This is a genomic window from Mangrovicoccus sp. HB161399 (assembly GCF_013184745.1).
In the GTDB taxonomy this organism is placed as follows: domain Bacteria; phylum Pseudomonadota; class Alphaproteobacteria; order Rhodobacterales; family Rhodobacteraceae; genus Mangrovicoccus.
Window position 1 is genome coordinate 35,011 of the sequence record NZ_JAATVU010000011.1, and the last position, 25,796, is coordinate 60,806.

Here is a 25,796-nt window from a genome sequence, read left to right on the forward strand (position 1 = left end):
CGCGGGCGTCAGCCCAGAAGCTGCAGCCAGACCCAGGCCGTGACGACGCAGAAGGCGGTGCCCAGCAGCAGCGCGGTTGCCGCGACCCGGCGTGCCTTGCCGTACATGTCGGCGAAGAGATAGGCGTTCACCCCCGGCGCCATGGCCGCGGTGACGACGCCGTTTCTCAGCGTGTCATGCGGCACGCCGAGCGTGTTGCCGAGCCCCAGCGTGATCGCGGGATGCAGGATCAGCGACACGGCGACGACGAAGAGCGCCGTGGCCAGGTCGCCCTCGGGGCGGTAGCGCACCAGCACGCCGCCCAGCCCGAACAGCGCGGCCGGCAGCGCGGCGCGGCGCATCAGCTCCAGAGCCGAGCTCATGACATCCGGCATCGGCAGGCCGGAGAGGTTGAAGATCAGCCCCAGCACGATGCCGATGATCAAGGAGTTGGAGAACATCGCCTTGAGGACCGAGCGCGCGGTCTCGGCTCGGGTCCGCCCGGCATTGCGCACCAGTTCCATCGCGGTGATGCCGACGAGATAGCAAAAGGGCGAGTGGATCGAGATGATCGAGAAGTTCGCCGCCAGAGAGGCCTCGCCATAGGCGCGCTCGCTGATCGGCAGGCCGAGCAGCAGCGAGTTGGAAAACAGGCAGCAGAAGCCGATGGCGATGCAGTCCTCCCAGGGGCGCGCGAACAGGAAGCGCGCGCCGAGGATGCCGACGGCAAAGCCCGAGACCGCGCCGATGTAGAAGCTGGCCAGCAGGCGGATGTCGAAGGACTGTGTCAGGTCCAGCTGCGAGATCGCCAGGAACAGCAGGCAGGGGATCGCGAATTTCTGGCTGAACACCATCAGCCCGTCGATCGAGGGCGTGCTGATCCATTTCCGGTAGGCGGCCAGGTAGCCGAAGCCGATGACGAAGAAGACGGGGAGGACGACCTCGATCAGCGCGCCCATCAGAGCGCGAAGCTCAGGCGCAGCCCGTCATGGGCGGGGATCACGTGCTCGGGCGTCTCGGCCGCGACGTCGTCATAGTCGAGGTCATGATGCATGTTGGTCAGAACGGCCTGCACCGGCTTCGCCCTTTCGATCCAGCCCAGGGTCTTCGCCAGATGCGAATGGCTCGGATGCGGCGTCCGGCGCAGCGCGTCGACGATCCAGCACCTGAGGCCTTCCAGCACCGGCCAGCTGTCCTCGGGAATGTCCGAGACGTCGGGCAGGTAGGCGACATCCTCGAAGCGGAAGCCCTTGGCATGGATGCTGCCATGCTCCACGTCGAAGGGCACGAGCGTGACGGTGCCGCCCGCGCCCACGACGGAGAGCGGCCCCCGGATCGTGTGCATGTTGAGGATCGGCGGGTAGGGCGAGCCCTCGGGCGCCTGGAACGCATAGGCGAAGCGCACCAGCAGATCCGTCTGCGTCTCGGGATCGGCCCAGACATTCAGCCGCGCGCGGGTGTTGAAGACGATCTGGCGCAGGTCGTCGAGCCCGTGGACATGGTCGGCATGGGCATGGGTGTAGACCACGCCGTCAAGCGCGCCGACGCCCGCATCCCAGAGCTGCTGGCGCATGTCGGGGCCGGTGTCGATCAGCACGCGTGTGGTGCCTTCGGAGCCTTCCTTCTCGATCAGCAGCGAGCAGCGGCGGCGGGTGTTCTTCGGATTGTCCGGGTTGCACTCGCCCCAGATGCCCCCCAGCCGCGGCACGCCGCCGGAGGAGCCGCAGCCGAGGATCGTGACATTGAGCGTGCTCATGCGGCTTCCCAGGCCGCGGCGCGGGCGAAGAGCCGGTCGAAATTGGCGGTGGTGGCGGCCGCGAATTCTTCGGGGGACAGGCCGAAGACCTCCGCACCGACCGCGGCGGTCTTGGCGACATAGGCCGGTTCGTTGCGCTTGCCGCGATGGGGGGGCGGCGCAAGGTAGGGGCTGTCGGTTTCCACGAGGATCCGTTCCAGCGGCGCCTTGGCGAAGATCGCGCGCAGCTCCTTGGAGCGCGGGAAGGCGGCGATCCCGGACATGGAGAGGTAGAAGCCCAGGTCCAGCGCCGCGTCTGCCAATGCCTCGGAGGAGGAGAAGCAGTGCATCACGCAGGAGTACCGGCCCGCGCGGTATTCCTCGGCCAGGATCCGCGCCATGTCGTCGTCGGCGTCGCGGGCATGGATGATCAGCGGCAGCCCGGTGCGGCGGCAGGCCTCGATATGAAGCCGCAGGCTGTCCTGCTGCTTCGCGGCGCTTTCGGCCGTGTAGTGATAGTCGAGCCCGGTCTCGCCGATGCCGACGCATTTCGGGTGCTGCGCGACCTCGACCAGTTCCTCGACGGTGATCATCGGCAGCTCGGCCACGCTCATCGGATGGATGCCGTAGGCGAAGAATACCTGGTCGTAGCGCCCCGCGATGCCGCGCACCTTCTCCAGTCCGGCGGGCTTTGTGCAGATCGACACCATCCGTCCGATCCCGGCCTCGCCCGCGCGGGCGATCACCTCGTCCAGTTCGCCGTCGAAATCCGGGAAATCGAGATGGCAGTGGCTGTCGACAAGATGGGGGCTGGAGGGGGCAATCATTACACGTGTCCGGTCTGGAAGAGCGCCTGGGACGCCGTGGCGTCGAGCGTGTGTATCATATCGAGGATGAGGCTACCGGGGTCAAGGTTCACCGCGGTCCCATGGGCCAGCCGCCCGGCGATGCGCGCCTGCGCCCCGGCCCAGGCCTGCGCGGCAGCATGGTCCGGCGACAGGCGGCACAGCGCGGCCTGCGTTTCGGGCGGCAGATCCTCCGGCGCGCGTCCGGTCACGCCCGCGCGCGCCAGGTCGGCCAGGATCGTGCCCAGCAGTTCCTGCATCAGCAGCCGTTGCGGTTCCGCCTCTCGCGGGGCCAGCATCTCGGCCAGCGCCAGCGCCAGCCCGCGGTCATGGTCGGGCATGCCCGCCGCCAGCCGCAGCATCGTGTCGTAGAGCGCCAGCCCGTCGAGCTGGGAGAGCCCGACCGCGGTGCCGACCGAGCCGCCCGCCAGCCGGGCAAGGCGTTCGACCGCGACCTGTTCGCCGGGAATGTCGGCGCCGGTGCGCGCCAGCGCGTCGGCCAGCGCGGCCGGGGCCAGCGGCTGCAGCCGCAGCACGCGGCAGCGCGAGCGGATCGTCGGCAGGAGCCGCCCGGGCTGATGGCTGACGAGGATCAGCACGGTGTCCCTCGGCGGTTCCTCCAGCAGCTTCAGCAGCGCGTTGGCCGCGGACGGGTTCATGTCGTCGGCAGCATCGACGATCACCACGCGGGCTCCGCCGTCGGTCGCGGACATCGAGAAGAACCGCTTCAGCGCACGGATCGCATCGACGGGGATCTCGGCCTTCAGCCTTCCGGTCTTCTCGTCGAAGGGGCGGCGCACGAGGCTCAGCCGCGGCTCGGACAGCGCCATGACGCGGCGGACGACCGGGTGATCCGGATCGGCATGAAGGTCGGCGGGCACCGGCTCGGGGCCGAACATGCCGCCGCCGGGCTCGCGGGCCAGGATCGCGCGCGCCATGGCCCAGGCCAGCGTAGCCTTGCCGGTGCCCTTCGGCCCGGTGATCAGCCAGCCATGGTGCATCCGCTCGCTGCCGATCGCCTGCGCGACCTCTGCCAGCACCGCGTCATGGCCGAAGATCCGCGCCGTCTCGCGCGGATGGGGCGTGTCGGGGAGCCGGTCCGGCTCGGGGCGGTCGTTCATGCAGGGGCCCATCCCAGCGCGTCGAGCACCCGCGCGGCAACCTCGTCCGGGTCGCCCGCGGCGTCGATCACCCGGCAGCGGCCGGGCGCGGCTGCGGCGATGCCGAGGAAGCCCGCGCGCAGCTTTTCCTGGAATTCCAGCCCGAAGCCCTCGAACCGGTCCTCGCTGCCCGCGCGCCCGGGGCTGCGGGTGCGCGCCAGCGCGGTGGCCGGGTCCATGTCGAAGATCAGCGTGACGTCGGGTTCGCGCCCGATCATCATCTCATGCAGCCGGTCGACCAGAGCGCGCAGGTCGCCCCGCGTGCTGCCCTGGTAGACCCGTGTCGAGTCGGCGAAACGGTCGGTGATCACCGTCTCGCCGCGGTCCAGCGCCGGGTCGATCAGCCGCTCGAGGTGGTCGCGCCGCGCGGCGGTGAACAGCAGGAGCTCGGTCTCCGCCGACCAGCGGCCGGGCTCCCCGGTCAGCACCAGCTGGCGGATCTCCTCGGCGCCGGGCGAACCGCCCGGTTCCCGCGTCAGCACCACCGGCAGGCCGCGCTCCCGCAGGGTCGCAGCCAGCCGCCCGGCCTGGGTGGACTTGCCCGAGCCGTCGATGCCTTCGAAGCTGATGAAGCGGCCGCGGCTCAAAACAGCCCCTGCACCTGGCCGATCAGCTTCTGCGCCAGCACGTTGGTCGCGGTGCGCACGCGCGGCACGAAGCCGCCGCGGATCACGTCGCGGTCGGAGACCAGCGGGATATGCGCATCCGGCAGCCCCTCGCGGCGCACCACCAGGTCGGCGACCGGCTCGCCGGCGGCAATCGGCGCCTCGAGCGGGCCGGTGAACTCGACCGTCGCGGTCATCTCGCCGAGATTGATCGCCGGCACCAGGACCGAGGCATCCTCGGGCGCGACCAGGCCGATTTCCTGCACGTCGCCCATCCAGACCGGCGCGGCGGCGACCTTCTGGCCCTTCTCCAGCAGGTCGGTCTTGACGAACTGGCGGAAGGCCCAGCTGACGATCCGCTCGCCTTCCTCGGCACGGGATTCGGCGGAGGGCAGGCCGGACATCACGAAGACGATGCGGCGGTCGCCCTGCATGGCGGAGCCGACCAGGCCGTAGCCCGCCTCGGAGGTGTGGCCGGTCTTCAGCCCGTCGGCGCCGATGCCGAGCCCGAGCAGCGGGTTGCGGTTGAACCGGTTCTGCGGCGCGCGGCCGTCGAAATCCCATTCGGGGATGGAGAAATAGCCGTAGTATTCCGGGAAGTCCTCGATGATGTGCGTGGCGAGGACCGCCAGGTCATGCGTGCTCATCCGGTGGATCGGGTTCGGCCAGCCGCTGGCATTTGCGAAGGTCGACTGGGTCATGCCCAGATCCTGCGCCCGCTGGTTCATCAGCCGCGCAAAGGCGTCCTCGGTTCCGGCCAGCCCCTCGGCCACGACCACGGTCGCGTCATTGCCGGACTGGACGATGATCCCGTGCAGCAGCTCGTCCACGGTGGGGCGGTCGCGCTCGTTGAGGAACATGGTGGAGCCGCCCATCTCGCGCGCCTTGGTCGAGACGCCGAAGCGGGTGTCGAGGGAGACGTTCGGATTGTCGCGCAGCGCTTCGAACAGCATGTAGACCGTCATCAGCTTCGACATCGATGCGGGCGGCAGCGGAATGTCGGCGTTCTTGTTCAGCAGAACGGTGCCTGTCGTCAGGTCGACGACATAGGCGGATGTCGCCTGGGTCTCGAATTCGGCGCGCGCCGGAACCGCAGCGGTGCAGGCGGGGAGAAGGAAGACCAGGGTGAGCAGCAGACGGATCATGGGAACTCCCTTATGGGTCGTGCTGCCCCTCTATAGCGCGCTGCGGCGCAGCTTCAAACCCGCGCGCGGCATTTCGCTGACATTGCGGCGGGCCGCGGAGCGGATTTTCGGGGGAGAGGCTTGAGGTCCCGGGGCTCCGCGGTGTGGGGGCAATGAGGCTCGGCCCCGGGACCTGGTCGCTTGCTTGCGATGGGGACGTTCTAGTCCCGCAGCGTGGCGGCCCCGGGGAGGCGGAGGGGCGGGCCGCGGGTCATTTCGCGGCGGAAATGGGGCAGCCCGCGGATGCGCACCGGAAGACCGGCGGAAGGCCGGCTGCGCCACTGGCGCTGTCCCTTGCGGGGAGCAGGAACCGGTGACTGCAGTTTCGGGGGAGAGGCTTGAGGTCCCGGGGCTCCGCGGCGTGGGGGCAATGAGGCTCGGCCCCGGGACCTGGTCGCTTGCTTGCGATGGGGCTGTTCTAGCCCCGCTGCATGGCGGCACCGGGGAGCCGCTGCGGCGGCTCCGGGATCATTTCGCGGCCAAAATGGGGCGCCGCCGCCGGGAAGCGGCCGCGCCCGGAACCGGCGTCAGAGCACGTAGCGGCTGAGATCGGCCGAGCCCGCCAACTCGCCCAGGCGGTCCTCGACGAAGGCGCCGTCCACGGTCACGGCGGAACCGGGCTGGTCGGGCGCGGTGAAGCTCAGTTCCTCGAAGACCCGCTCCAGCACGGTATGCAGGCGCCGCGCGCCGATATTCTCCACTGACCGGTTCACCTCGGCCGCGATCCGCGCCAGCGCGGCGATCCCGTCTTCGGTGAAGGTCACGTCGACCTCCTCGGTCGCCATCAGCGCGGCATACTGCCGGGTCAGCGCGTTGTCGGTCTCGGTCAGGATGCGGGTGAAGTCGCCTTCGGTCAGCGCGCGCAGCTCGACCCGGATCGGCAGGCGGCCCTGGAGCTCCGGCAGCAGGTCCGAGGGCTTGGCGATGTGGAAGGCGCCCGAGGCGATGAACAGGATGTGGTCGGTCTTCACCGCGCCGTACTTGGTGTTGACCACCGTGCCCTCGATCAGCGGCAGCAGGTCGCGCTGCACGCCCTCGCGGCTGACATCGGCGCCGCGCGCTTCCTGGCGGGCGCAGACCTTGTCGATCTCGTCGAGGAAGACGATGCCGTTCTGTTCCACCGCGTGGACGGCGGCGCGGTTCACCGTCTCGTCGTCCAGCAGCTTGTCCGCTTCCTCGCTCAGCAGGACGTCGTGGCTGTCGGCCACGGTCATCTTGCGGGTCACCTTGCGGCCGCCGAAGGCCTTGCCGAAGATGTCGCCCAGGTTCATGCCGCCCATTCCCCCCATGCCGCCGGGCTGGCCGGGGATGTCCATCATCGGGAACGGCGAGGAGGTGTCCGAGATCTCCAGCTCGATCTCGTGCCCGTCCAGCTCGCCCGAGCGCAGCTTCTCGCGGAACCGCTCGCGCGTGCCCTCGCGCGCGTCCTTGCCGGCGATCGCCTCGATCACGCGGTCCTCGGCCGCCTGCTGGGCCCGCGCCTTGACGTCCTCGCGCATCTGCTCGCGGGTCATCGAGATGGAGCTTTCCACGAGGTCGCGGATGATCTGCTCCACGTCGCGGCCGACATAGCCGACCTCGGTGAACTTCGTCGCTTCGACCTTCAGGAACGGCGCTTTCGCCAGCTTGGCCAGGCGGCGGCTGATCTCGGTCTTGCCCACGCCGGTCGGGCCGATCATCAGGATGTTCTTCGGATAGACCTCCTCGCGCATTGCCGGGTCGAGCTGCTTGCGCCGCCAGCGGTTGCGCAGCGCCACGGCCACGGCCCGCTTGGCCTCTTTCTGGCCGATGATGAAGCGGTCGAGTTCGGAAACGATTTCGCGGGGCGTGAGCGTGGTCATGGGGCCTCTTTCCTCTGTTGGAGGGCCATGTATGCCGCAGGGCGGCCGGTGCCAAGGGGCGGGGGCCGCTTCCGGCACGGCGCCGCCGGTTCAGCGCGGCGCCGGGATTTCCCGCGCGGCCGACACCGGCAGGCGCCAAGGGGTGGGACCGCGGATGCCGTGCCGCATGGGATCGGACACGTTGCGCCGCGGGCAGATCGCTCAGGAGCCCAAGCGTCCTGCGGCGCGCTCGGTGGTGCGGGCACCTTGCTCCAGCGGCAGCATCCCGCCATGGGCGGTTCTGCCCGGACCGGCATCGAAGGAGAGCGCCGACAAGGTCCGGCTGCCGTCACGGAGCGTGATCCGCCGTGCCGCGCGGCGCGGCGGCAGGCCGTGGAGCTTGCGCAGGTGCAAGACGCCGGACCCGATTGGCCGGAGCGTTGCGGACAAGGGGTGCAGAGGACGCCGGCAGCGCTGCGGTCATTGTCCCCGGCGGAGCGCAGGTACGGCGCCAGTGCGATGGTGCCGTGCCGTCGCGGCGCGACCGTGCACGGCACTGCCGGTCCCGAATTCCGCGGTCCGGAGCAGTGCGCGGCAGGCAGGCACGGGGAAAGGCCCGCTGCCATGCCGGGCGGCCATCAGGTCTGAGCCATTGCGGCGAGTTCCGCGGCGCTCCGGCCGCGGGGGCCCGGATCGGGCCCGGACCGGCAGGCCGGGGCGGCGAACGCATCCGCCGGATCCAAGCTCCACGGCTTCGGCAGCACGGCCACGCGCATCCTGCGGGGGATGGCGCTGCAAGCCTGGCGCGCCTGCCGGGCGCTGCGGCTGGAAGTCTTCACGGGAGAGGGGCCGGGGAGAGGGCATCCCTCTCCCCGCAGGTCAGGCGGAGATCGCCTCGACCGTGAGATTGCCGTTGGTGAAGACGCAGATGTCGGATGCGATCGCCATGGCCTTGCGGGCCACCGTCTCGGCATCGTGATCGGTCTCCATCAGGCCGCGGGCGGCGGCCAGGGCGTACATGCCGCCCGAACCGATCGCCGCGATGTCGTGTTCCGGCTCCAGCACGTCGCCCGCGCCGGTGATTACGTAGAGATCCCTGCCGTCGGTGACGATCAGCATCGCCTCCAGCTTCTGCAGGTACTTGTCCGTGCGCCAGTCCTTGGCCAGCTCCACAGCCGCGCGGGCGAGCTGCCCGGGCGTGGCTTCGAGCTTCGCCTCCAGCCGCTCGAGCAGCGTGAAGGCATCGGCCGTGGAGCCCGCGAACCCCGCGACCACGTCATGGCCTCCGGGCGACAGGCGGCGCACCTTGCGGGCCGTGCCTTTGATCACCGTGTTGCCGAGCGAAACCTGGCCATCGCCTGCGACGACGACCTGGTTCCCCTTGCGCACGCCGATGATCGTCGTGCCGTGCCAGCCGGGGAAGTCCTCGCTCATCGGATCAGAGCGCGCTGTCGATCCAGCTCTGCAGCGTGGCTTTCGGGGCCGCGCCGGTCTTGTTCGACACGACCTGTCCGTCCTTGAACAGGAACAGGGCCGGGATGCCGCGGACGCCGAGCTTGGCCGGGGAGACCGGGTTCTCGTCGACATTGACCTTCACGATCTTGACCTTGTCGCCGTATTCCTTGGCCAGCTCTTCGAGGGCCGGGCCGATCTGGCGGCAGGGGCCGCACCATTCCGCCCAGAAATCGACGACGACGGGGACGTCGGCCTTGACGACTTCGGAATCGAAAGTGTTGTCGGTGACTGCAACGGTTGCCATGGGTGCCTCCTTGGCGTGTAACTCAGGCTGGCCCCCTACCTAGGCGAGGCCAGAGCATCAATCAAGATGTTGGGGTCGCGCGCATCAGCGCCGCCATCACGAGATCGTGCGGCATTGGCATGAGGCTTGCGCTCCGGGTCCAGAGCAGGGCGGTCGAAACCTGCTTTCCGGGGTAAACCGCCTCCAGCATCGCCTGGTAGGCGCCCATCTGGCGCAGGAGTCCCTCGGGCACCTCTTCCGGGGCGGCGGGCACGGTGCGGTTGGTCTTGAAATCGACCGCCAGCACGGCATCGCCGGTCACCTGCAGCCGGTCGATCGTGCCGTAGAGCACGCGGCCGAGCGCCGGGACATGTGCCGACAGCGACACCTCGGCCAGGGTCTCGGCCGCGAAGAACGGGGCCAGTGCCGGGTGATCGAGCACGGCTGCCGCCTCGTCGATCAGCGGCGCCAGCGCGGCCGCCTCCGCCGCGTCCGGCCCTTGCGACAGCAGCCGCGACGCCAGCTCCGCCCGCCCGGCGGGCGGATGTCCCGCCAGATGTTCCAGCAGCAGGTGGATCTGCCTCCCGACGCGCAGGGCGGTTTCCTCGTCCGCGCCTTCGCCCGGCAGCGCCTTGGCCCCGCCCAGTCCGGAGGGCGCCAGCGTGGGCAGCGCGTTTTCCGGCACGCTCGCATTGCGGCGCAGCCAGCCCGGCAGGGCGGCGCGTCTTGCCTCGTCCTCCGTCTCCGCGGCGCGCGGCTCGGCCACGTCCCAAGCGCCGCTTTCCAGCCGCAGCCCCTGTCCGCAGGGCGTGTCGAGCGCGCGCGCGCCCGACAGCTTCAGCCCCTCGCTGACCTGGCCGTGCCAGGTCGTCTGGTTGCCGAGCTTGCCGGCCGCGGCCACGATCAGCCACTGCTCGGCGCGGGTCATGGCGACATAGAGCAGCCGGTCGCGCTCCTCTGCCTCGGCATGGGCGACGGCCTCCGCGGCATCGGCCAGAGCGGGCGGCAGCTCGTCGCGCGAGAACCGCCAGGCGGGCCAGGAGCCTTCGCGCGGCAGCAGCACGTCCTGCCCGGAATTGTGGAAGGCGGCGCAGTCGGGCAGGATCACCACCGGCGCCTCCAGGCCCTTCGAGCCGTGCACCGTCATCAGCCGAACCGCGCGGCCCGCGCCCTCGGCCTGGCGCTTGATCTCGACATCCTCGGCGGCCATCCATTCGAGGAAGCCGGTCAGCGACGGGATCTCGGCCTGCTCGTAGTCGAGCGCCTGCTGCAGCAGCCCGTCGATCGCCTCCTCGCATTCCGGGCCCAGCCGCGCGATCAGCCGGCAGCGGCCGCGATGCCGTGTCAGGATGCGGTCGAGAAGGTCATAGGGGCGGCGCAGATCCGCCAAGCGGCGCAGGTCGTCGAGGATCGCGTAGCTGTCGGGATGGGCCTCTGCCTGGCGCAGCGCGGTCCAGAGATAGCTGCCTGCGGGGCGCGGATGGGCAAGGCGGAAGAGGTCGTCCTCGGTCCAGCCGAAGATCGGCGAGCGCAAGGCGGCGGCCAGCGACAGGTCGTCTTCGGGCAGCGCCAGGAAGGCCAGCAGCGCCAGCAGGTCGCGCACCGCCAGTTCCTCGCCCAGCTTGATCCGGTCGGCGCCCGCGACTTCCAGTCCCTCGGCCTTCAGCGCGCGCATGGTCTCGAAGAACAGGTCGCCGCGGCGGCGGAACAGGATCAGGATGTCGCCTTCATGGATGCGCCGCCCGCTGCCGTCTCCGTCCGGCAGATGCGCCGTGTCGACGAGCAGCCGGACCTCCTTGGCCACGGCCTGCGCCAGCTGGGCGACCGGGCTTTCGGGATCGAGCCGGTCGACCGGGTCCCAGCCATCGGCATTTTCCTCGTCGCCGCTGTCCTTGTCGGGCAGGATCGCGGGCCAGAGATCGACCCGGCCGGGATAGGTCGTGCGGAAGGCGACATGCTCGGGCGGATCGCCGAGGCCGGAAACTTCGGGAAAGGTGCGGTCGACGGCTTCCAGAACGGCTTTGGCGGAGCGGAAGGAATGCGCCAGCTCGCGCGAATGCAGCGTGGCGCCGATCGCCTCCAGCCCCTTGCCGAAATGCCCGCGCATCCGGTCGAATTCGCGCGGATCGGCGCCCTGGAAGGAATAGATCGACTGCTTCTTGTCGCCGACCACGAAGATCGTGCGCGGCACCTCGCCCCGCGTGCCTTCGCCGGCGGTGAATTCCTGCGCCAGCAGCCGCACCACGTCCCATTGCTCGGGGCTGGTGTCCTGCGCCTCGTCGACGAGGATGTGGTCGATGCCGCCGTCGAGCTTGTAGAGCACCCATTGCGCCACCGCCGGGTCCATCAGCAGCGCCCGCGTCCGCAGGATCAGGTCGTCGAAATCTAGCCAGCCGCGCGCCTGTTTCGCCGCCTCGATCCGCGGCAGCAGCGCGGCGGCATAGCGGTGCAGCACGCGCGTCCGCTTCGCCGCGGTCAGCGCCAGCCGCACGGTGCGGGCATCGGCGACGCGGGACATCAGCCCGTTCAGCGCCTCCACCACGTCCGGGCCGAGCGCCTGGCGCGTCGGCTTGGTCGGGAAGCTGTCCACCTTCGGCCCGAAGGGCGTCTTGGCCGAGGCGCCGAAGAGGAACGGGCCCTCCAGCGCCTTCAGCAGCCCCATCGACGGCTCGAACGGCGCCAGGCGGGCCAGCGCGGCCCCTGCCTTGCCGTCATTGCCGCCCTTCGACTGCAGCACCGGCACCAGCGTTTCCAGCAGGCGCCGGTCGCCCGGGGCAAAGGCGCAATCGACGAGGTCGGCCTCGGTCTGTCCGGGCAGCAGGCCCATGGTCTCCCACAGCGCCTCCTCGTCCGGCAGATCCGCGAAATCGGCGCGGGCATGCAGGATCTGCGCCGAGAGCCCGGCAATGTCCTCGCCGCCCATCTGGAAGGCCAGCGCGTCGATCAGAGGCGCCTCCGGCCCGTCGGCCATCTCCTCGACCACGCGCTCGATCATCGCCGCCTGGGTGCGCTCGTCGATTTCGGTGAATTGCGGGCTGACCCCGGCCTCCAGCGGGAAGCGGCGCAGCAGCGCGGCGCAGAACGAGTGGATCGTCTGGATCTTCAGCCCGCCCGGCGTCTCGATTGCCCGGGCAAACAGGCGGCGGGCGCGCAGCAGGCGGTCCTCGTCGAGCCCGGTCTCGCCCAGCCGCTCCAGATCGGCGCGCAGCTCGGCGTCGGGGCGCATCGCCCATTCGCCCAAGGTCTGGAACAGCCGGTTCTGCATCTCGCTCGCCGCCGCCTTGGTATAGGTCAGGCAGAGGATGTTCTGCGGCGCGACGCCGGAAAGCAGCAGCCGCGCCACCCGGTTGGTCAGGACGCGGGTCTTGCCCGATCCGGCATTGGCGGCGAGCCAGGTCGATTCATGCGGTCGCGCGGCCTCGATCTGGCGCTGCGTCGCCAGGTTCACGGGGGCAGCGGTCGGGGCGGTCATTCGTGGTCCCCCACTTTCAGCGTCTCGGCATGCTGGGTCAGGTCCCATTCGCCGCCGCGGCTGAGATGGTCGTAGTCCGACCACTCGCCCTGGCTTTCGCGCGCGACCTGCGCGGTGAAGCCGGTGGCCGGGTCGAGGAAGCGGGTGAAGAGCCGGTGCAGGCTTTCCGGCACCAGCTCCACCGGGATCTTCTCCAGGTCGGCGGGCACGGTCTCGGGACGCGCGGCCAGGCCGATATACTCGGCGCCGACCACATGCATCGGGCCGAGCTCGCCGAAGGCGCCGGCCTCGGCGAGGTAGGCGGTGATGTGCAGCTGCTTGTTGTAGCGCGCCTGCTGCTTCTCGGTCGGCGGCTTGCCGGTCTTGTAGTCATAGAGCCAGACGGCCCCCTCTGGCGTGCGGTCGATCCTGTCGGTCTTGACCACCAGCTCCACCCCGGTCGTCGGCAGGGTATGTCCGCCGCCCTGTTCGGTCGCCATCAGCGCGCCGCGGGTCCGGCGGATTTCCTCCTCGGCGATGAAATGGTCGGCGATGCGCATGAGCCGCGCCAGCCAGAAGCGGCGCGCGGTGGGCCAGGGCACGATCCGCTCCAGCACCTCGGCGCCGGTGGACAGCAGCAGCGCCTTCTGCCCGGCGCGGTCGAGCCCGGGGAACTGCGGCACCACCTGTTCCAGCACCTCGTGCAGGACGGTGCCGCGCAGGCTTGCCTCGGGACGGTGGCGCAGCGGATCGAGGGCGCGCAGCCGCAGCACGTGCTTGGCGTAGATCTGGTAGGGATCGCGCAGCAGCGTCTCCACCTCCGTCACGCTGAGCCTGCGCGGCCGCGCGGCACGCGGCGGCGCGGGCGAGGGGCGCGGGGCTGGCGGTTCGGTGATCTCCGGCACGTCCAGGGCCGCGGCCAGATCGCACCAGTGATCCCCGCGCGCGCGCATCGCCGCCAGTGCCTGCGGCCCGCCCTGGCCGGGAAGACCGTCCAGCAGGTTCGTCAGCCGGTTCAGCCAGCGCGACGGCACGGCATCGGCCTCGGCCGAGCGGACCGCGCGGGCCAGCACCACCTGCGGCGCGCCGGCCGCCTGCTGGAAGTCATGCGCGGCCAGTCCGATCCGCCGTTCCGGCAGCAGGAGGCCTGCGGCCTTCCTCATCATCCGGTTCAGCCAGGGATCGGGCTCGGGCTGTTCCGGCCAGACGCCGTCATTCAGCCCGGCAAGGATCACCAGTTCCGCGCCCTGCACGCGCGCCTCCAGCGTGCCCCAGATCATCACGCCGGGATGCGGCAGGGCGGGGTCGCGGACCTCTTCGGACATCGACCCGCGCAGCACCGCGTTGAAGGTCACCACGTCCAGCTCGCCGCCATGGCCGGCATCCTCCGCGAGCGCGTTCAGCGCCTTCTCGGCCGCCTCGCCGTCGCGCCCGTCCCAGATCGGCACGCCGCTGTCGGCCCAGGCGCCGCGCGCCAGAAGCTCCACACGGGCGCGCAGGTCGGCCAGGTGCTCGCCCAGCGGCCGGGTGCCCACCGGCTCCAGCCCGTCGAGGCTGTCGGCGACCCAGGCAGCCCAGGCGGTGGCCTCCTCGCTCTCGAACCGTGCCGCCCAATCGGCCAGCGACGCGCGGTCGGGGAAGGCCGGGCCGCTCCGGCGCAGGCGCAGCTCCAGCTCGCGGGTCATGCGCAGATGCGGACCGCGGCGCGAGCCGATGCCGACATGCGGGTTCTTGAGGATCACTACCAGGTCCTCGGCGGTCAGCTTCTGCCCCATAAGCCCGGCAACGGTGCGGATCAGGCGGCCCGTAGCGGTCTGGCCCAGCGGCTCGCCCGCGCTGTCGTCCGGCTCGATCCCCCAGCGGTCGAGCGCAGCGGCGACGCGGCGGGTCAGCATCCGGTCGGGCGAGATCAGCGCGGCGGGCGTGCCGTCCTCGGCCGCCTTGCGCAGCACCACCGCGATCGCCTCGGCCTCGGCGCGCGGATCGGCCGCCTCCAGCAGGGTCAGGTGCTGCGTGGCCGCGTGCAGGTCGCCGAGCGACGGCCCATCGCGCATCCAGCCATCGGTGACCGGGGCGGGGCGCAGGGCCATCGAAATCAGCCGGTTGCGCGCCGGATCGGGCGCCCCTTGCCCCGGCAGCCAGGGCGCGACCTCCGCGGGGGCCAGCTCCAGGTCGCGCAGGATATGGGCGAAGCGGTATTGCGGATGGTCCTCCTGCCGCTCGGGCGAGGTAAGGGTCCGCCAGATGCCGTCCGGCATGTCATGGTCGAAGCCCGGCAGGATCAGCCCGCCCTGCGGCAGGCGCGCCACCGCCTGCATCAGCAGATGCGTCGTGCCGCGCGAGCCGGTCGAACCCGCGACCAGCACCGGATCCGCGGGCGGCGCGGTTTCCCACAGCCGCACCAGCGCCTCGATCTCGGCGCGCGAGCGGGCGGCGGGATCGGCCAGCGGGTCCGACAGGCCCAGATCCAGCACGATCTTCAGGAAGGCCATGGCCCGCTGCCAGTGGCCGGAGGCGTCGGTGACGTCGAGGTTCAGGATGTCCCCGATCGGCACGCCCTCGACCTGCGCCTCGTCCATCAGGTTGGCCAGCCCGCCGGCCAGGTCGAAGGCGGCGGAGGGCGGGGCCAGGTCGGGCTGCGCGGCGATCAGCGCGGCGGTCAGCTGGGTCAGCTGCAGCTGGCGCGCCAGCGGCGATTGCGGCGGCGCGTCATGCGTCATGAGGCCCTGTCCGGCCTCGGTGACGAGCTTCAATCTCGGCAGGAAGCCGGGGCCGGTCTCGTGGAACAGGTCCTCGATCCGGCGCTTCATCCGCTGCGTGTTCACGTAGACGGTGACGCGGGCGATGGCCTCGGGCGGCTGTCCGGCGAGACGGTGGCGCAGACCCGCTGCCAGCGCGGCCGGGAAGTCCTGTCCGGGCGCCAGCGAGAAGACGCGGGGGGCGGCGGAGGGCTCAAACATCGGCCAGCATCGCCTCGGCTTCGGCGATGCCGCCGGGATGGCCGACATCGCACCAGTGCCCGGGATGCATCACGCCGAAAAGCCGCCCTGCGGCCATCGCGGCATCCCAGGCCGTCTTCACCGAGAACACCGTCTCGGCGCAATCGGCCACCGCGCGCGTCGCGAGGACCTGCGCGCCGGTATAGGCCAGCTCCGGCGCCCAGCTCAGCTGTCCGTCCTCCCCCATGGCGAAGCCCGATTTCAGCGCATGGCCCACCGCGCGCTCCGGCGGGCAGAGCAGCAGCAGGCCGTCCATCCGCTCCGGGTCCCAGGCGGCAGCCAGCGTCGCCATGGCCAGCGGGCCGGTCCAGACCGCGTCCGTGTTCATGGCAAAAACTGCCTCAGGATCGCCCAGCAGCGGCAGCGCGGCCTTCAGCCCGCCGCCGGTATCGAGGATCCTGTCCCGCTCCCGCGACAGCAGCAGCCTGCGGACCGCTGCGGCTGCCTCGATCTGGTCGCCCAGGTAATGCGCGTTGACCGCGCGCCGGACGATCTGAGGGATCGCGCATTGCGCCAGCGCATGGTCGAGCAGGCTCCGGCCCGCCACCTCGATCAGCGGTTTCGGCCGCGTGTCGGTCAGCGGGCGCATCCGCGTGCCGAAGCCGGCCGCGAAGAGCATCACAGAGTCGGGACGGTTCCGCATCGGTCCTTCAGCTCCTGCAGCTTGGCCGGGGTGGGGGCGGGCAGCGCGGCCAGCGCGATGTCCCGGAGGCCCGCCAGAGAGGGATGGGCGAGGTCGGACAGAAGATGGTCCCAGACCCGCGGGATCAGGTCGACATAGCCGGGCTTGCCGAAATGCAGCGACAGCCGGGCGAAGACGCCGAGGATGCGCAGGTTGCGCTGCGCCCCCATCGCGGCATAGGCGAGGTCGAATTCCGCCGGGTCGACGCCGGTGAGCGCGAGGTAATGCGCCTTCGCCGCCGCCACGGTGGCAGGCGTCACGTCGCGCCGCGCATCCTCCAGCAGCGAGACGAGGTCATAGGCCGGATGGCCCGCCGCCGCGTCCTGGAAATCCAGCAGGCCGACCCGGGCCGCGCCTTCCCGCTCAGGCAGCCAGAGCAGGTTTTCCGCATGGTAGTCGCGCTGCACCAGCACGCGGGGACCGTCATGCGGGGCGAGCGCGGCGCGCAGCGCCTCCGACAGCGCCGCGCGGGCCGCGGGTTCCGCCGCCTTGTCGCCCAGATGCGCGTACCAGTCGAGCGCCAGCGCGCCCAGGTTCGGCATGGTCGTGCTGTCATAGGGCATCAGCCCCTCTGGCGCCTCGTGGCGGGACAGCTCGGCCAGAACCTCGATGGCGGCGAGATAGAGCGGTTCCTCGCAGGCCGGATCGGCCTTGGCCAGCCGCGCGAAAAGGTCGTCGCCCAGATCCTCGATCAGCAGGAGCCCGCGCGCCTCGTCCTCTGCCAGGATCGCGGGAGCCGAGAGGCCCAGGCCGGTCAGGTGGCGCGCGATGGCCAGGAAGGGCCGCACGTCCTCGCCGCGCTCGGGCGGGGCGTCCATCAGCACGGCGGTGGTGCCGTCCGGGGCCGTGACGCGCGAATAGCGCCGGTTCGAGGCATCACCGGCCAGGCTGCGGCAGGCGGCATCGCCCCAGCCGGCGGCGCCGAGGAAATCGCGGAAGGGATCAGTCAGCATCGGGGCTCCCGGAAAGGAAACTCAACCTGGCGTCCCATCGCGGGTCGCTCCAGGCCAGGGTCAGGCTGCGGGCGTCGCCCGAGGCGTCGGGCGCCAGCTCCAGCGACAGGGCCGAAGCGGGCAGGTCGTCGCCCAGCCGGTCGGGCCATTCCACGAGGCACAGCGCCTCGTCGAAGGCGGCGTCGAGGCCGAGCTCCAGCACCTCGTCGGCATGGGTCAGCCGGTAGAGGTCGCAATGCCAGATTTCCAGCGCGCCCGCCTGGTAGCTCTGCACCAGGGTGAAGGTCGGCGACGGCACGTCCTCGTCCAGCCCTTCGGCGGCCAGCAGGTGCTTGACCAGCGCCCGGGCGAAGACGCTCTTGCCGGCGCCGATCGGCCCGGACAGCGCCAGCACGTCGCCCGCGCCCAAGAGGGGCGCAAGGCGGCGGGCGAGGGCTTCGGTATCGCCCGGCGTGGAAAGTCGGAGGCGGAGGCTCGGCATGGCGCGACTATGGGCGGCGGAGGGACCGGGCTCAAGGGCCAGATCGGCGCGCGCGGGGCGCGCCGGAGCGGGCGGGCTCAGAACGCCTCGGGCTTGGCCTCGCGCGCCATGTGGTCGAGCACGGCATTGACGAAGCGCGATTCCTTCCCGTCTGGGAAGAAGGCCTGGGCGATCTGCACGTATTCGACGATCACCACGCGCGGCGGGGTGTCGGCGACGATCAGTTCGGCGCCCGCGACGCGGAACAGCGCGCGCAGGGTCGGGTCGATCCGGTCGATCGGCCATTTCGCCACCAGCGCGCGGTCGGTCATCTTGTCGACCGAGCCCTGGTTGTCGACGGCGCCGTTGACCAGCGTGCGGAAGACCTTCAGATCGGCCTCCTGCATGGAATAGTCCTCGAATTCCTCGCCGAAGCGGTGATCCGCGAATTCCGTGATGATCTGGCCGATCGGCGCGTCGGACTGCTCCATCTGGAACAGAGCCTGCACGGCGAAGAACCGCGCGGCCGAGCGCAGGGCGCGCTTCTGGTTGCCGGAAAGCCCGCTCATGCGTCCGCCCCGGTCTTGAAGCCGATGCCTTTCGGCGCGGGCTTGAACTGGCGCTTCAGCGCGATCAGGTGCAGCGCGGCCGCGGCGGCGCCGCCGCCCTTGTTCTGGCCCGCGGGATCGGCGCGCACGACGGCCTGCTCGGTGTTCTCGACCGTCAGGATGCCGTTGCCGATGCAGGCGCCGTCCAGACCCAGAAGCTGGATCGCGCGCGAGCTGTCGTTGCAGACGGTGTCGTAATGGGTGGTCTCGCCGCGGATCACGCAGCCGAGCGCCACGAAGCCGTCGAAATCGGCCTGGCGGTAGGCGAAGCCGATCGCGGTCGGGATCTCAAGCGCGCCGGGGACCTCCACGGTCTCGTGCTCCGCGCCTGCCGCGTCAAGCTCGGCACGGGCGCCGGCCAGCTGGTCCTCGGAGATCTCCTTGTAGTAGGGGGAGACCACGATCAGCACCTTGACCGGCTCGGAGAATTCCGGGCGCGGCATGATGTAATGCGAAATCGACGCCATGGATCAGTCCTCGATCTTGCGCGTGTCGACGATGGACAGGCCGTAGGCGTCGAGGCCGACGATCTTCGGCTTGGGGGAATTGGTCAGCAGCACCAGCTCGTGCAGGCCCAGCGAGCTGAGGATCTGCGCGCCGAGGCCGTAGCGGCGCAGCGTGGCCGGGCTTGCGGCATCCTCGGTGGCGAGCTTCAGCGTGGTGTCGCGGATCAGCACGACGACGCCGCGGCCTTCCTCGGCGATCTGGGACATGGCGCGCTGGAACTCGGAGGCGCGGCCCGCTTCGCCGATGCCGACGATGTCGAGCATCGGGTCGAGCGTGTGCATCCGCGTCAGCACCGGGGCGCCGTCGGTCACGTCGCCCTTGACCAGCGCGATATGCTCGTCGCCATGCGACTGGTCGGTGTAGATCTTCAGCGCCCAGTCGCCGCCGAATTCCGACGTGATCACGCGTTCCTCGGTGCATTTCACCAGGTTGTCGTGGCGGCGGCGGTAGGCGATCAGGTCGGCGATGGTGCCGATCTTGAGGTTGTGGAGCTGCGCGAAGGAGACGAGGTCGGGCAGGCGGGCCATCGAGCCGTCTTCCTTCATGATCTCGCAGATCACGCCGGAGGCGTTGAGTCCGGCCAGGCGCGAAACGTCCACTGCGGCCTCGGTATGGCCGGCGCGGACCAGCACGCCGCCGTCGCGGGCGCGCAGCGGGAAGATGTGGCCGGGGGTGGCGATGTCGGCGCCGGTCTTCGACGGGTCGATGGCGACGGCCACGGTGCGGGCGCGGTCATAGGCCGAGATGCCGGTGGTGACGCCTTCGCGGGCCTCGATCGAGACGGTGAAGGCGGTCTCGTGGCGCGAGGAGTTCTGCGAGGCCATCAGCGGCAGGCCGAGCGAGTCGATGCGGTGGCCCGGCAGGCTCAGGCAGATCAGGCCGCGGCCATGGGTGGCCATGAAGTTGATCGCTTCGGGCGTGGCCATCTGCGCGGGAATGACGAGGTCGCCCTCGTTTTCGCGGTCCTCGTGGTCGACCAGGATGAACATCCGCCCGTTGCGCGCGTCATCGATGATTTCCTCGATCGGAGAGATGGCGCTCTCGTACCCGTCCGGTTCCGACATTCCGCGACTCCTGTGCCTTGCCCGTGGAGCGTCCGGTTAGCGCAATGCGGCGGGTTTGGCCAGAGCAGAGCGGCGCTGCGGATGTGCGGGACCGCACGGAATGCCGCGGTTCTGCGCGCCAGGAGCGGCCAGGGGCGGGTCAGGGCGGCTCCGGGGCCGTTTCGGGGCGGTCCCGGGGGGCATTGGCGGGACGCGCCCGGCCCGGGCTATTGCGCGGCGCGGTACCAGGCGACGAGCACCGCGCGGTCCTCGTCGGTCATGTAGTTGTAGGCGCCCGGCGGCATCGCGTGGGTGACCCCGGCCTGGAGGTAGATGTCGCGGGCATGGGTTGCGACCCAGCCCTCGCTGTCGAGCCGCACCGCGTTGGGCGCATGTCCCAGCCCGGGCACGCCCGGCTCGGGCGCATGGCACATCGAGCAGTTGTTGATGACGAGCTCGGCTGCCTCCTCGAAGCCCGGCGCGGCGGCATAGCGCTGCGCCGCCGGGGTCAGCTTCGCTTCGTCCTCCCAGTCCATGTTCTGGACCGGCGCGAGGCTCAGCCCCACGATGGCGAGGAACAGCAGGGCGGTCGCGCCCCAGGTCCACCACAGCAGCTTCTTCGTCGCGTGCATGGTGTTGAAGAAATGCCGGATGGTCACGCCCATCAGGAAGACCAGCGCCGCGATCAGCCAGTTCCACTGGCTGGCGAAGGCCAGCGGGTAGTGGTTCGACAGCATCAGGAAGAGCACGGGCAGCGTCAGGTAGTTGTTGTGGGTCGACCGCTGCTTGGCGATGATCCCGTATTTCGGGTCGGGCGTGCGGCCCGCCTTAAGGTCGGCCACCGTGATCCGCTGGTTCGGCATGATCACGAAGAACACGTTCGCCGACATGATCGTCGCGGTGAAGGCCCCCAGATGCAGCATCGCCGCCCGGCCCGAGAAGACATGGGTGTAGAAGAAGGCGATGACGACCAGGATCACGTAGAGCCCGATCATCAGCTTGGTGTGGTCGTCGCCGTATTTCGACTTGCAGATCAGGTCATAGGCGATCCAGCCGAAGGCCAGCGAGCCCACCGAGATCAGGATTGCCGCCCAGGACGGGATGTCGAGCGTGTTGGGGTCGACCAGGTAGAAATCGGCGCCGAGGTAGTAGACCAGGATCAGGAGCGCGAAGCCGGAAAGCCAGGTCGTGTAGGCCTCCCATTTGAACCAGACCAGATCCTCGGGCATCTTCGCCGGGGCCACCAGGTATTTCTGGATGTGGTAGAACCCGCCGCCATGGACCTGCCATTCCTCGCCCTTGACGCCTTCCTTGGGTTCCAGCGGCGGGCGCAGGCCAAGGTCGAGCGCAATGAAATAGAACGAGGATCCGATCCAGGCGATGCCTGTGATCACATGCAGCCAGCGGACGGCAAATTCCGCCCAGGCCTCGATCAGGGTCATGTCCAACGCGTCTTCCTCCTCCTGTGCCGCCGCTGCGCCCGCGCGTCAGTCCAGCGGATTGCCTGCAATGTTCGAAATGATGCCGCGCATGATGTTGGTGCCGTCTTCCCGGCGCAGGCCGTCATACCATTCCTGCGTCGCCGCGGGGTCCTTGGCATGGGTGACGTCGCAGCGCTTGCGCGCGCGCAGCACCAGGTCGGCGGCGCGTTCGGTGCGGCGGCCTTGGTAGCGCATCAGCGCGTCCTCGATGCCCAGCGTGTTGGTCTGCAGCGCGATCGCCAGCACGACGGCATCTTCCAGCGCCATGCAGCCGCCCTGGCCGATATCCGGCGTCGTGTTGTGCGCCGAGTCGCCCAGCAGCGCGATGCGCCCCTTCACCCAGGTGTGGAACGGGTCGATGTCGTGGATCTCGACGCGGTTGGTCGCCATCGGGTCGATCCGGTCGATCAGCGCCTGCACCGGCTCCGCCCAGCCCGCGAACTGCGCCTTCAGCGTCGCCTTGAAATCCTCGCGCGCGATGGTCTGGCCGGACTCCCCGGGCGTGTCGAAGAAGAAGTAGAACCGCTCCCCGGCAATCGGCATCAGCGAGACGCGCTTGCCCTCGCCGAGGAAGACCGTCCACTGGTCGTCGGGGGCCAGGGCGGCATCGACCGGCACCAGCCCGTTCCAGTTCACGTAGCCGGCATAGCGCCGCTCGGCCCGCCTGCCGAGCACATGGGTGCGCACCACCGAATGCGCGCCGTCCGCGCCGATCAGCATGTCGGCGGTATCCGTGCTGCCGTCCTCGAAGGTGGCGGTGACCGTGTCGCCCTGCTGTTCCACCGCGGTGACCTTGCGGCCGAGATGCAGGGTTTCGGGGCCGAAGACCCGCATCAGCATCATCTGCAGCTCGGCGCGCGAGACCGGGTAGGGGCGCTGCCCGACCTCCTCGACCAGCGGGGCGAAGCTGAACTGGGTCATCACCTCGCCCGCCAGCCCGTCGACATAGGCCATCCCGTCCATGCGCCCGCCGATCGCGGCGACCTCGTCGCGCAGGCCCAGGTAGTTCAGGCACTTGACCCCGTTCGACCAGACCGAGATCGCCGCGCCCACCGGCTTCACCTCGGTCACCCGGTCATAGATGGCCACGTCCCAGCCGATGCGCCGCAGCGCGATCCCCGCGCTGAGCCCGCCGATGCCTGCGCCGACAATGATGACTTTCATACTCGTTACCTCGGAAAACTCAGCTGCCGCGATACGTGGAATAGCTGTAGGGAGAGAGAAGCAGCGGCACGTGGTAATGCGCCGCCGGGTCGGCCACGCCGAAGCGGATCGGGATCAGGTCGAGAAACAGCGGGCTCTCGGTCGCCTGTCCGGTGGCCCGCAGGTAGTCCCCGGCCATGAATTCCAGCTCGTATTCGCCGGTCCCGAAATTCTGCTTGGGCAGGATCGGCGTGTCGGTGCGGCCGTCCTCGTTGGTGTGCATCGCCGCCAGGAGCTCGCGGCCGGCGGGCTCGATCCGGTAGAGCACGATCTTCATCCCGGCGGCAGGACAGCCGCGGGCGGTGTCGAGCACGTGGGTCGTCAGGTATCCGTTCATTCTTGCCCCGTTTTCCGGCAGTCGCGCCCAAAAAATGGGCTTTGCCGGGGTCTTGTCCGTTTCCGCTCTGCGCGGCTGCTGCATCGGCTGGCCGCTCTGGCACAGTTCCCGACGAAGTGGGGACAGGCAAGAGGATGCGGTGCGGCATCCTGACGAATGAGGGGCAATCATATGAGTGATGAATCCATAGGCACTGCCGCGCAATTGCGCGACCCGAATTACATGCCGCCCTTGGCGAAGGCGATCCCGCTGGGCATCCAGCACGTGCTGTCGATGTTCGTGTCGAACGTGACGCCGGCGATCATCGTGGCGGGCGCGGCCGGCTTCGGTTTCGGCTCGGGCTCGCCGGATTTCCCGGAGCTGCTGTACCTGATCCAGATGGCGATGCTGTTCGCAGGGGTGGCGACGCTGATCCAGACCGTCTCGATCGGTCCGGTCGGCGCCAAGCTGCCGATCGTGCAGGGGACGTCCTTCGCCTTCCTGCCGATCATGATCCCGCTGGTCGCGGGCAAGGGCGTCGACGGGCTTGCCGCGCTCTTCACCGGCGCCTTCATCGGCGGCCTGTTCCATTTCTGCCTGGGCTTCGTGATCGGCAAGATCCGCTTCGCGCTGCCGCCGCTGGTGACCGGGCTCGTCGTGCTGATGATCGGCCTGGCGCTGGTGCAGGTCGGCATCCAGTACGCGGCGGGCGGCGTTCCGCTGAAGGGCACGCCGGAATACGGCAACCTGGCGCATTGGTCGGCGGCGATCATCGTGGTGCTGGTGACGCTGGGGGTGAAGTTCTTCACCCATGGCATCCTGTCGATCTCGGCGGTACTGATCGGCCTCGCGGTGGGCTATGTCTACACCATCCTGATCGGCACGCTGCCGGTGGCCTCGATCGCCGGCAGCTGGAACAACGCGGCCGCCTTCTCGCTGCCCGATCCGTTCCGCTACGGCTTCGAGTTCAGCCTGGCCGCCGTCATCGGCTTCTGCCTGATGGCCGTGGTCTCGGCGATCGAGACGGTGGGCGACGTCTCGGGCATCACCAAGGGCGGCGCCGACCGCGAGGCGACCGAGGAGGAGATCACCGGCGCGACCTTCGCCGACGGCGGAGGCACGGCGCTCGCGGCGGTCTTCGGCTCGCTGCCGAACACCTCCTTCTCGCAGAATGTCGGGCTGATCGCGATGACCGGCGTGATGAGCCGCCACATCGTGACGATCGGCGCAATCTTCCTGATCATCTGCGGCCTGGTGCCGAAGGTCGGCGGGCTGATCCGCACCATCCCGATCGAAGTGCTGGGCGGCGGCGTCATCGTGATGTTCGGCATGGTCGTGGCCTCGGGCATCTCGATGCTCTCGGTGGTGACCTGGGACAAGCGCAACATGGTGATCTTCGCGATCTCGCTGTCGCTGGGGCTGGGCCTGCAGCTGGAGCCGACCGCGCTGCAGCACCTGCCCGACACCGCGCGGATCCTGCTGACCTCGGGGCTGCTGCCCGCCGCCGGCCTGGCGGTGGTGCTGAACCTGATCCTGCCCGTCCCGCTGAGCGAGGAAAGCACCGAGGAAATCTCGGGCGGCATGGCCGGGTCGAAGACCTGAGGGCCGGGCGCATTCCCTCTCCCCCCGCGGGGGAGAGGGCCAGGGTGAGGGGGGCGTGCCGCAGGGCGCGCCCCTTTTCCGTCAGCGCGGGCTGCGCTTGGCCAGGATGCGCTGCAGCGTCCGGCGGTGCATGTTCAGCCGCCGCGCGGTTTCCGAGACGTTGCGGTCGCACAGCTCGTAGACGCGCTGGATGTGCTCCCAGCGGACGCGGTCGGCCGACATCGGGTTCTCCGGCGGCGGCGGCAGCTCGTCCTGGGCGGCCAGCAGGGCCGAGGTGATGTCATTGGCATCGGCCGGCTTCGACAGGTAGTCGGTCGCGCCGATCTTCACCGCGGCCACCGCGGTGGCGATGGCGCCGTAGCCGGTCAGGACGACCACCCGGCAGTCGGGGCGCTTCTCGCGCAGCACCTCGACCACGTCGAGCCCGTTGCCGTCCTCCAGCCGCAGGTCCACCACGGCGAAGGCCGGCGGGCGCGCCGTCGCGATTGCCTTGCCTGCCGCGACCGAGCCCGCGCATTCCGGCTCGAAGCCGCGCTTCTCCATGGCGCGCGACAGCCGCTTCAGGAACGGCTCGTCATCGTCAACCAGGAGCAGGCTCTTGTCCTCCCCGATGTCCTGCATCTCTGCTTCGGCCATGGCTCTCTCCGTATTTCTCGTTTTTCAACGTCTAGGACACCCTGCCGCGGGCGTCAATTTGGGTCACATCCTGTCAACAAAGCAGGCGGTCCTGGCTGCAACATCCTCGGCCAGGGACGTGCCCTCCGCGAAATCGGGATGGCGGAAGAATTCCACCACGCCGTAGCCGGGCAGCACCAGGTAGGTGAAGGTCGAATGGTCGACCAGGTAATAAGGGTTCTCGTCCTTGTCCTCGTGCAGCCGGTAATATGTCTTGTAGGCCTGGCTCGCCGCCTTGATCTGCTCGGGGCTGCCGGTCAGCCCGATCATCCGCTCGTGGAAATTGGCGGCGAACTGGCCGACCACCTCGGGCGTGTCGCGCGCCGGATCGACCGAGATGAAGACCGGGGTCACCTCGATGCCGTCCTCCTCCTCGAGGATATAGGCCGCCTCGGCATTGCGCTGGTTGTCCAGAGGGCAGACATCCGGACAGAAGGTATAGCCGAAATAGACCAGCGAGGGTTCCGTGATCACGTCCTTGTCGGTCACAGTCTCGCCCTCGGAATTCACCAGCGTGAAGGGCCCGCCGACCGCGCCCATGCCGCCCGCGACCGCGGTTTCGCGGCAGTCCGCGAACCGGTCGTCGCCCTTGCCGCCCAGCAGGACATAGCCCGCGGTGCCGCCCAGCACCGCGGCAAGGGCAGTTCCGGCGAGCAGGACGGCGAGACGGGGGGACATGGCACAACTCCTTTGCACTCCGCCTGCATCCCATATAGAGAGACGCACCAGCGACCAAGAGGGAACCGGGCA

At 69.8% G+C, this 25,796-nt stretch carries 23 protein-coding genes; 1 reads left to right on the forward strand and 22 read right to left on the reverse strand.

Features of this window, described 5'->3' with window-relative positions:
• Nucleotides 1-8: 8 nt before the first annotated feature.
• The 20 genes from HCC78_RS08370 to uraH all read right to left on the reverse strand — a co-directional run bounded on the left by HCC78_RS08370 (nt 9) and on the right by uraH (nt 22,790).
• Nucleotides 9-938: an AEC family transporter gene (locus tag HCC78_RS08370; protein ID WP_172328305.1), complete on the reverse strand. Its 930-nt coding sequence runs from the start codon at nt 936-938 to the stop codon at nt 9-11.
• Nucleotides 938-1,735, reverse strand: coding sequence for an MBL fold metallo-hydrolase (locus tag HCC78_RS08375; RefSeq protein ID WP_172328306.1), 798 nt, complete (start codon nt 1,733-1,735; stop codon nt 938-940). The genes HCC78_RS08370 and HCC78_RS08375 overlap by 1 nt, the downstream gene beginning before the upstream one ends.
• On the reverse strand, nt 1,732-2,541 hold the full coding sequence (locus HCC78_RS08380) for a TatD family hydrolase (RefSeq protein ID WP_172328307.1): 810 nt from the start codon (nt 2,539-2,541) through the stop codon (nt 1,732-1,734). Before HCC78_RS08380 ends, HCC78_RS08375 begins: the two co-directional genes overlap by 4 nt.
• A complete protein-coding gene (locus HCC78_RS08385; RefSeq protein WP_172328308.1) occupies nt 2,541-3,680 on the reverse strand; it encodes a DNA polymerase III subunit delta' in 1,140 nt (379 codons plus the stop codon). Before HCC78_RS08385 ends, HCC78_RS08380 begins: the two co-directional genes overlap by 1 nt.
• The gene (tmk, locus tag HCC78_RS08390; RefSeq protein WP_172328309.1) at nt 3,677-4,306 is read right to left on the reverse strand and encodes a dTMP kinase; all 630 of its coding nucleotides are present in this window, start codon (nt 4,304-4,306) and stop codon (nt 3,677-3,679) included. The genes HCC78_RS08385 and tmk overlap by 4 nt, the downstream gene beginning before the upstream one ends.
• Nucleotides 4,303-5,469: a D-alanyl-D-alanine carboxypeptidase family protein gene (locus HCC78_RS08395; protein WP_172328310.1), complete on the reverse strand. Its 1,167-nt coding sequence runs from the start codon at nt 5,467-5,469 to the stop codon at nt 4,303-4,305. The genes tmk and HCC78_RS08395 overlap by 4 nt, the downstream gene beginning before the upstream one ends.
• Nucleotides 5,470-6,035: 566 nt before the next feature.
• Nucleotides 6,036-7,349, reverse strand: coding sequence for an ATP-dependent protease ATPase subunit HslU (hslU, locus tag HCC78_RS08400; RefSeq protein ID WP_172328311.1), 1,314 nt, complete (start codon nt 7,347-7,349; stop codon nt 6,036-6,038).
• 858 nt (nt 7,350-8,207) lie between these two features.
• Nucleotides 8,208-8,762 (reverse strand): ATP-dependent protease subunit HslV, encoded by a 555-nt coding sequence (gene hslV, locus HCC78_RS08405; protein ID WP_172328312.1) that lies wholly within the window; start codon nt 8,760-8,762, stop codon nt 8,208-8,210.
• Nucleotides 8,763-8,766: 4 nt separating this feature from the next.
• Nucleotides 8,767-9,087 carry a thioredoxin gene (trxA, locus tag HCC78_RS08410; protein ID WP_172328313.1) on the reverse strand — a complete coding sequence of 107 codons (321 nt, stop codon included), beginning with the start codon at nt 9,085-9,087 and terminating at the stop codon, nt 8,767-8,769.
• A 61-nt stretch (nt 9,088-9,148) separates the two neighbouring features.
• Nucleotides 9,149-12,538: a double-strand break repair helicase AddA gene (gene addA, locus HCC78_RS08415; RefSeq protein WP_172328314.1), complete on the reverse strand. Its 3,390-nt coding sequence runs from the start codon at nt 12,536-12,538 to the stop codon at nt 9,149-9,151.
• Complete coding sequence (addB, locus tag HCC78_RS08420) at nt 12,535-15,477, reverse strand: double-strand break repair protein AddB (RefSeq protein ID WP_172328315.1); 2,943 nt, start codon at nt 15,475-15,477, stop codon at nt 12,535-12,537. The genes addA and addB overlap by 4 nt, the downstream gene beginning before the upstream one ends.
• The gene (locus HCC78_RS08425) at nt 15,470-16,159 is read right to left on the reverse strand and encodes a nucleotidyltransferase family protein (RefSeq protein ID WP_172328316.1); all 690 of its coding nucleotides are present in this window, start codon (nt 16,157-16,159) and stop codon (nt 15,470-15,472) included. The genes addB and HCC78_RS08425 overlap by 8 nt, the downstream gene beginning before the upstream one ends.
• Complete coding sequence (locus HCC78_RS08430) at nt 16,135-17,151, reverse strand: aminoglycoside phosphotransferase family protein (protein ID WP_172328317.1); 1,017 nt, start codon at nt 17,149-17,151, stop codon at nt 16,135-16,137. Before HCC78_RS08430 ends, HCC78_RS08425 begins: the two co-directional genes overlap by 25 nt.
• On the reverse strand, nt 17,141-17,632 hold the full coding sequence (gene tsaE, locus HCC78_RS08435) for a tRNA (adenosine(37)-N6)-threonylcarbamoyltransferase complex ATPase subunit type 1 TsaE (protein ID WP_172328318.1): 492 nt from the start codon (nt 17,630-17,632) through the stop codon (nt 17,141-17,143). The genes HCC78_RS08430 and tsaE overlap by 11 nt, the downstream gene beginning before the upstream one ends.
• 77 nt (nt 17,633-17,709) lie before the next feature.
• Nucleotides 17,710-18,180: a transcription antitermination factor NusB gene (gene nusB / locus HCC78_RS08440; protein WP_172328319.1), complete on the reverse strand. Its 471-nt coding sequence runs from the start codon at nt 18,178-18,180 to the stop codon at nt 17,710-17,712.
• Entirely contained in the window at nt 18,177-18,686 is a 510-nt protein-coding gene (locus HCC78_RS08445; protein WP_172328320.1) for a 6,7-dimethyl-8-ribityllumazine synthase, read from the reverse strand. Before HCC78_RS08445 ends, nusB begins: the two co-directional genes overlap by 4 nt.
• A gap of 3 nt (nt 18,687-18,689) precedes the next feature.
• Nucleotides 18,690-19,790, reverse strand: coding sequence for a 3,4-dihydroxy-2-butanone-4-phosphate synthase (gene ribB, locus HCC78_RS08450; protein WP_172328321.1), 1,101 nt, complete (start codon nt 19,788-19,790; stop codon nt 18,690-18,692).
• Between the two features lie 206 nt (nt 19,791-19,996).
• The gene (locus tag HCC78_RS08455) at nt 19,997-21,211 is read right to left on the reverse strand and encodes a urate hydroxylase PuuD (RefSeq protein WP_172328322.1); all 1,215 of its coding nucleotides are present in this window, start codon (nt 21,209-21,211) and stop codon (nt 19,997-19,999) included.
• A gap of 45 nt (nt 21,212-21,256) precedes the next feature.
• A complete protein-coding gene (gene hpxO / locus HCC78_RS08460; RefSeq protein WP_172328323.1) occupies nt 21,257-22,414 on the reverse strand; it encodes an FAD-dependent urate hydroxylase HpxO in 1,158 nt (385 codons plus the stop codon).
• A 19-nt stretch (nt 22,415-22,433) separates the two neighbouring features.
• Nucleotides 22,434-22,790: a hydroxyisourate hydrolase gene (uraH, locus tag HCC78_RS08465; protein ID WP_172328324.1), complete on the reverse strand. Its 357-nt coding sequence runs from the start codon at nt 22,788-22,790 to the stop codon at nt 22,434-22,436.
• Nucleotides 22,791-22,961: 171 nt separating this feature from the next.
• Between uraH and HCC78_RS08470 the strand changes: the two genes are divergently transcribed.
• Complete coding sequence (locus tag HCC78_RS08470) at nt 22,962-24,371, forward strand: uracil-xanthine permease family protein (protein ID WP_172328325.1); 1,410 nt, start codon at nt 22,962-22,964, stop codon at nt 24,369-24,371.
• Between the two features lie 81 nt (nt 24,372-24,452).
• Here HCC78_RS08470 and HCC78_RS08475 read toward each other — a convergent pair whose 3' ends face one another.
• Both HCC78_RS08475 and HCC78_RS08480 read right to left on the reverse strand, forming a co-directional pair.
• Entirely contained in the window at nt 24,453-25,007 is a 555-nt protein-coding gene (locus tag HCC78_RS08475) for an ActR/PrrA/RegA family redox response regulator transcription factor (protein WP_138466855.1), read from the reverse strand.
• Nucleotides 25,008-25,070: 63 nt separating this feature from the next.
• Entirely contained in the window at nt 25,071-25,724 is a 654-nt protein-coding gene (locus HCC78_RS08480; protein WP_172328326.1) for an SCO family protein, read from the reverse strand.
• Nucleotides 25,725-25,796 lie beyond the last annotated feature (72 nt).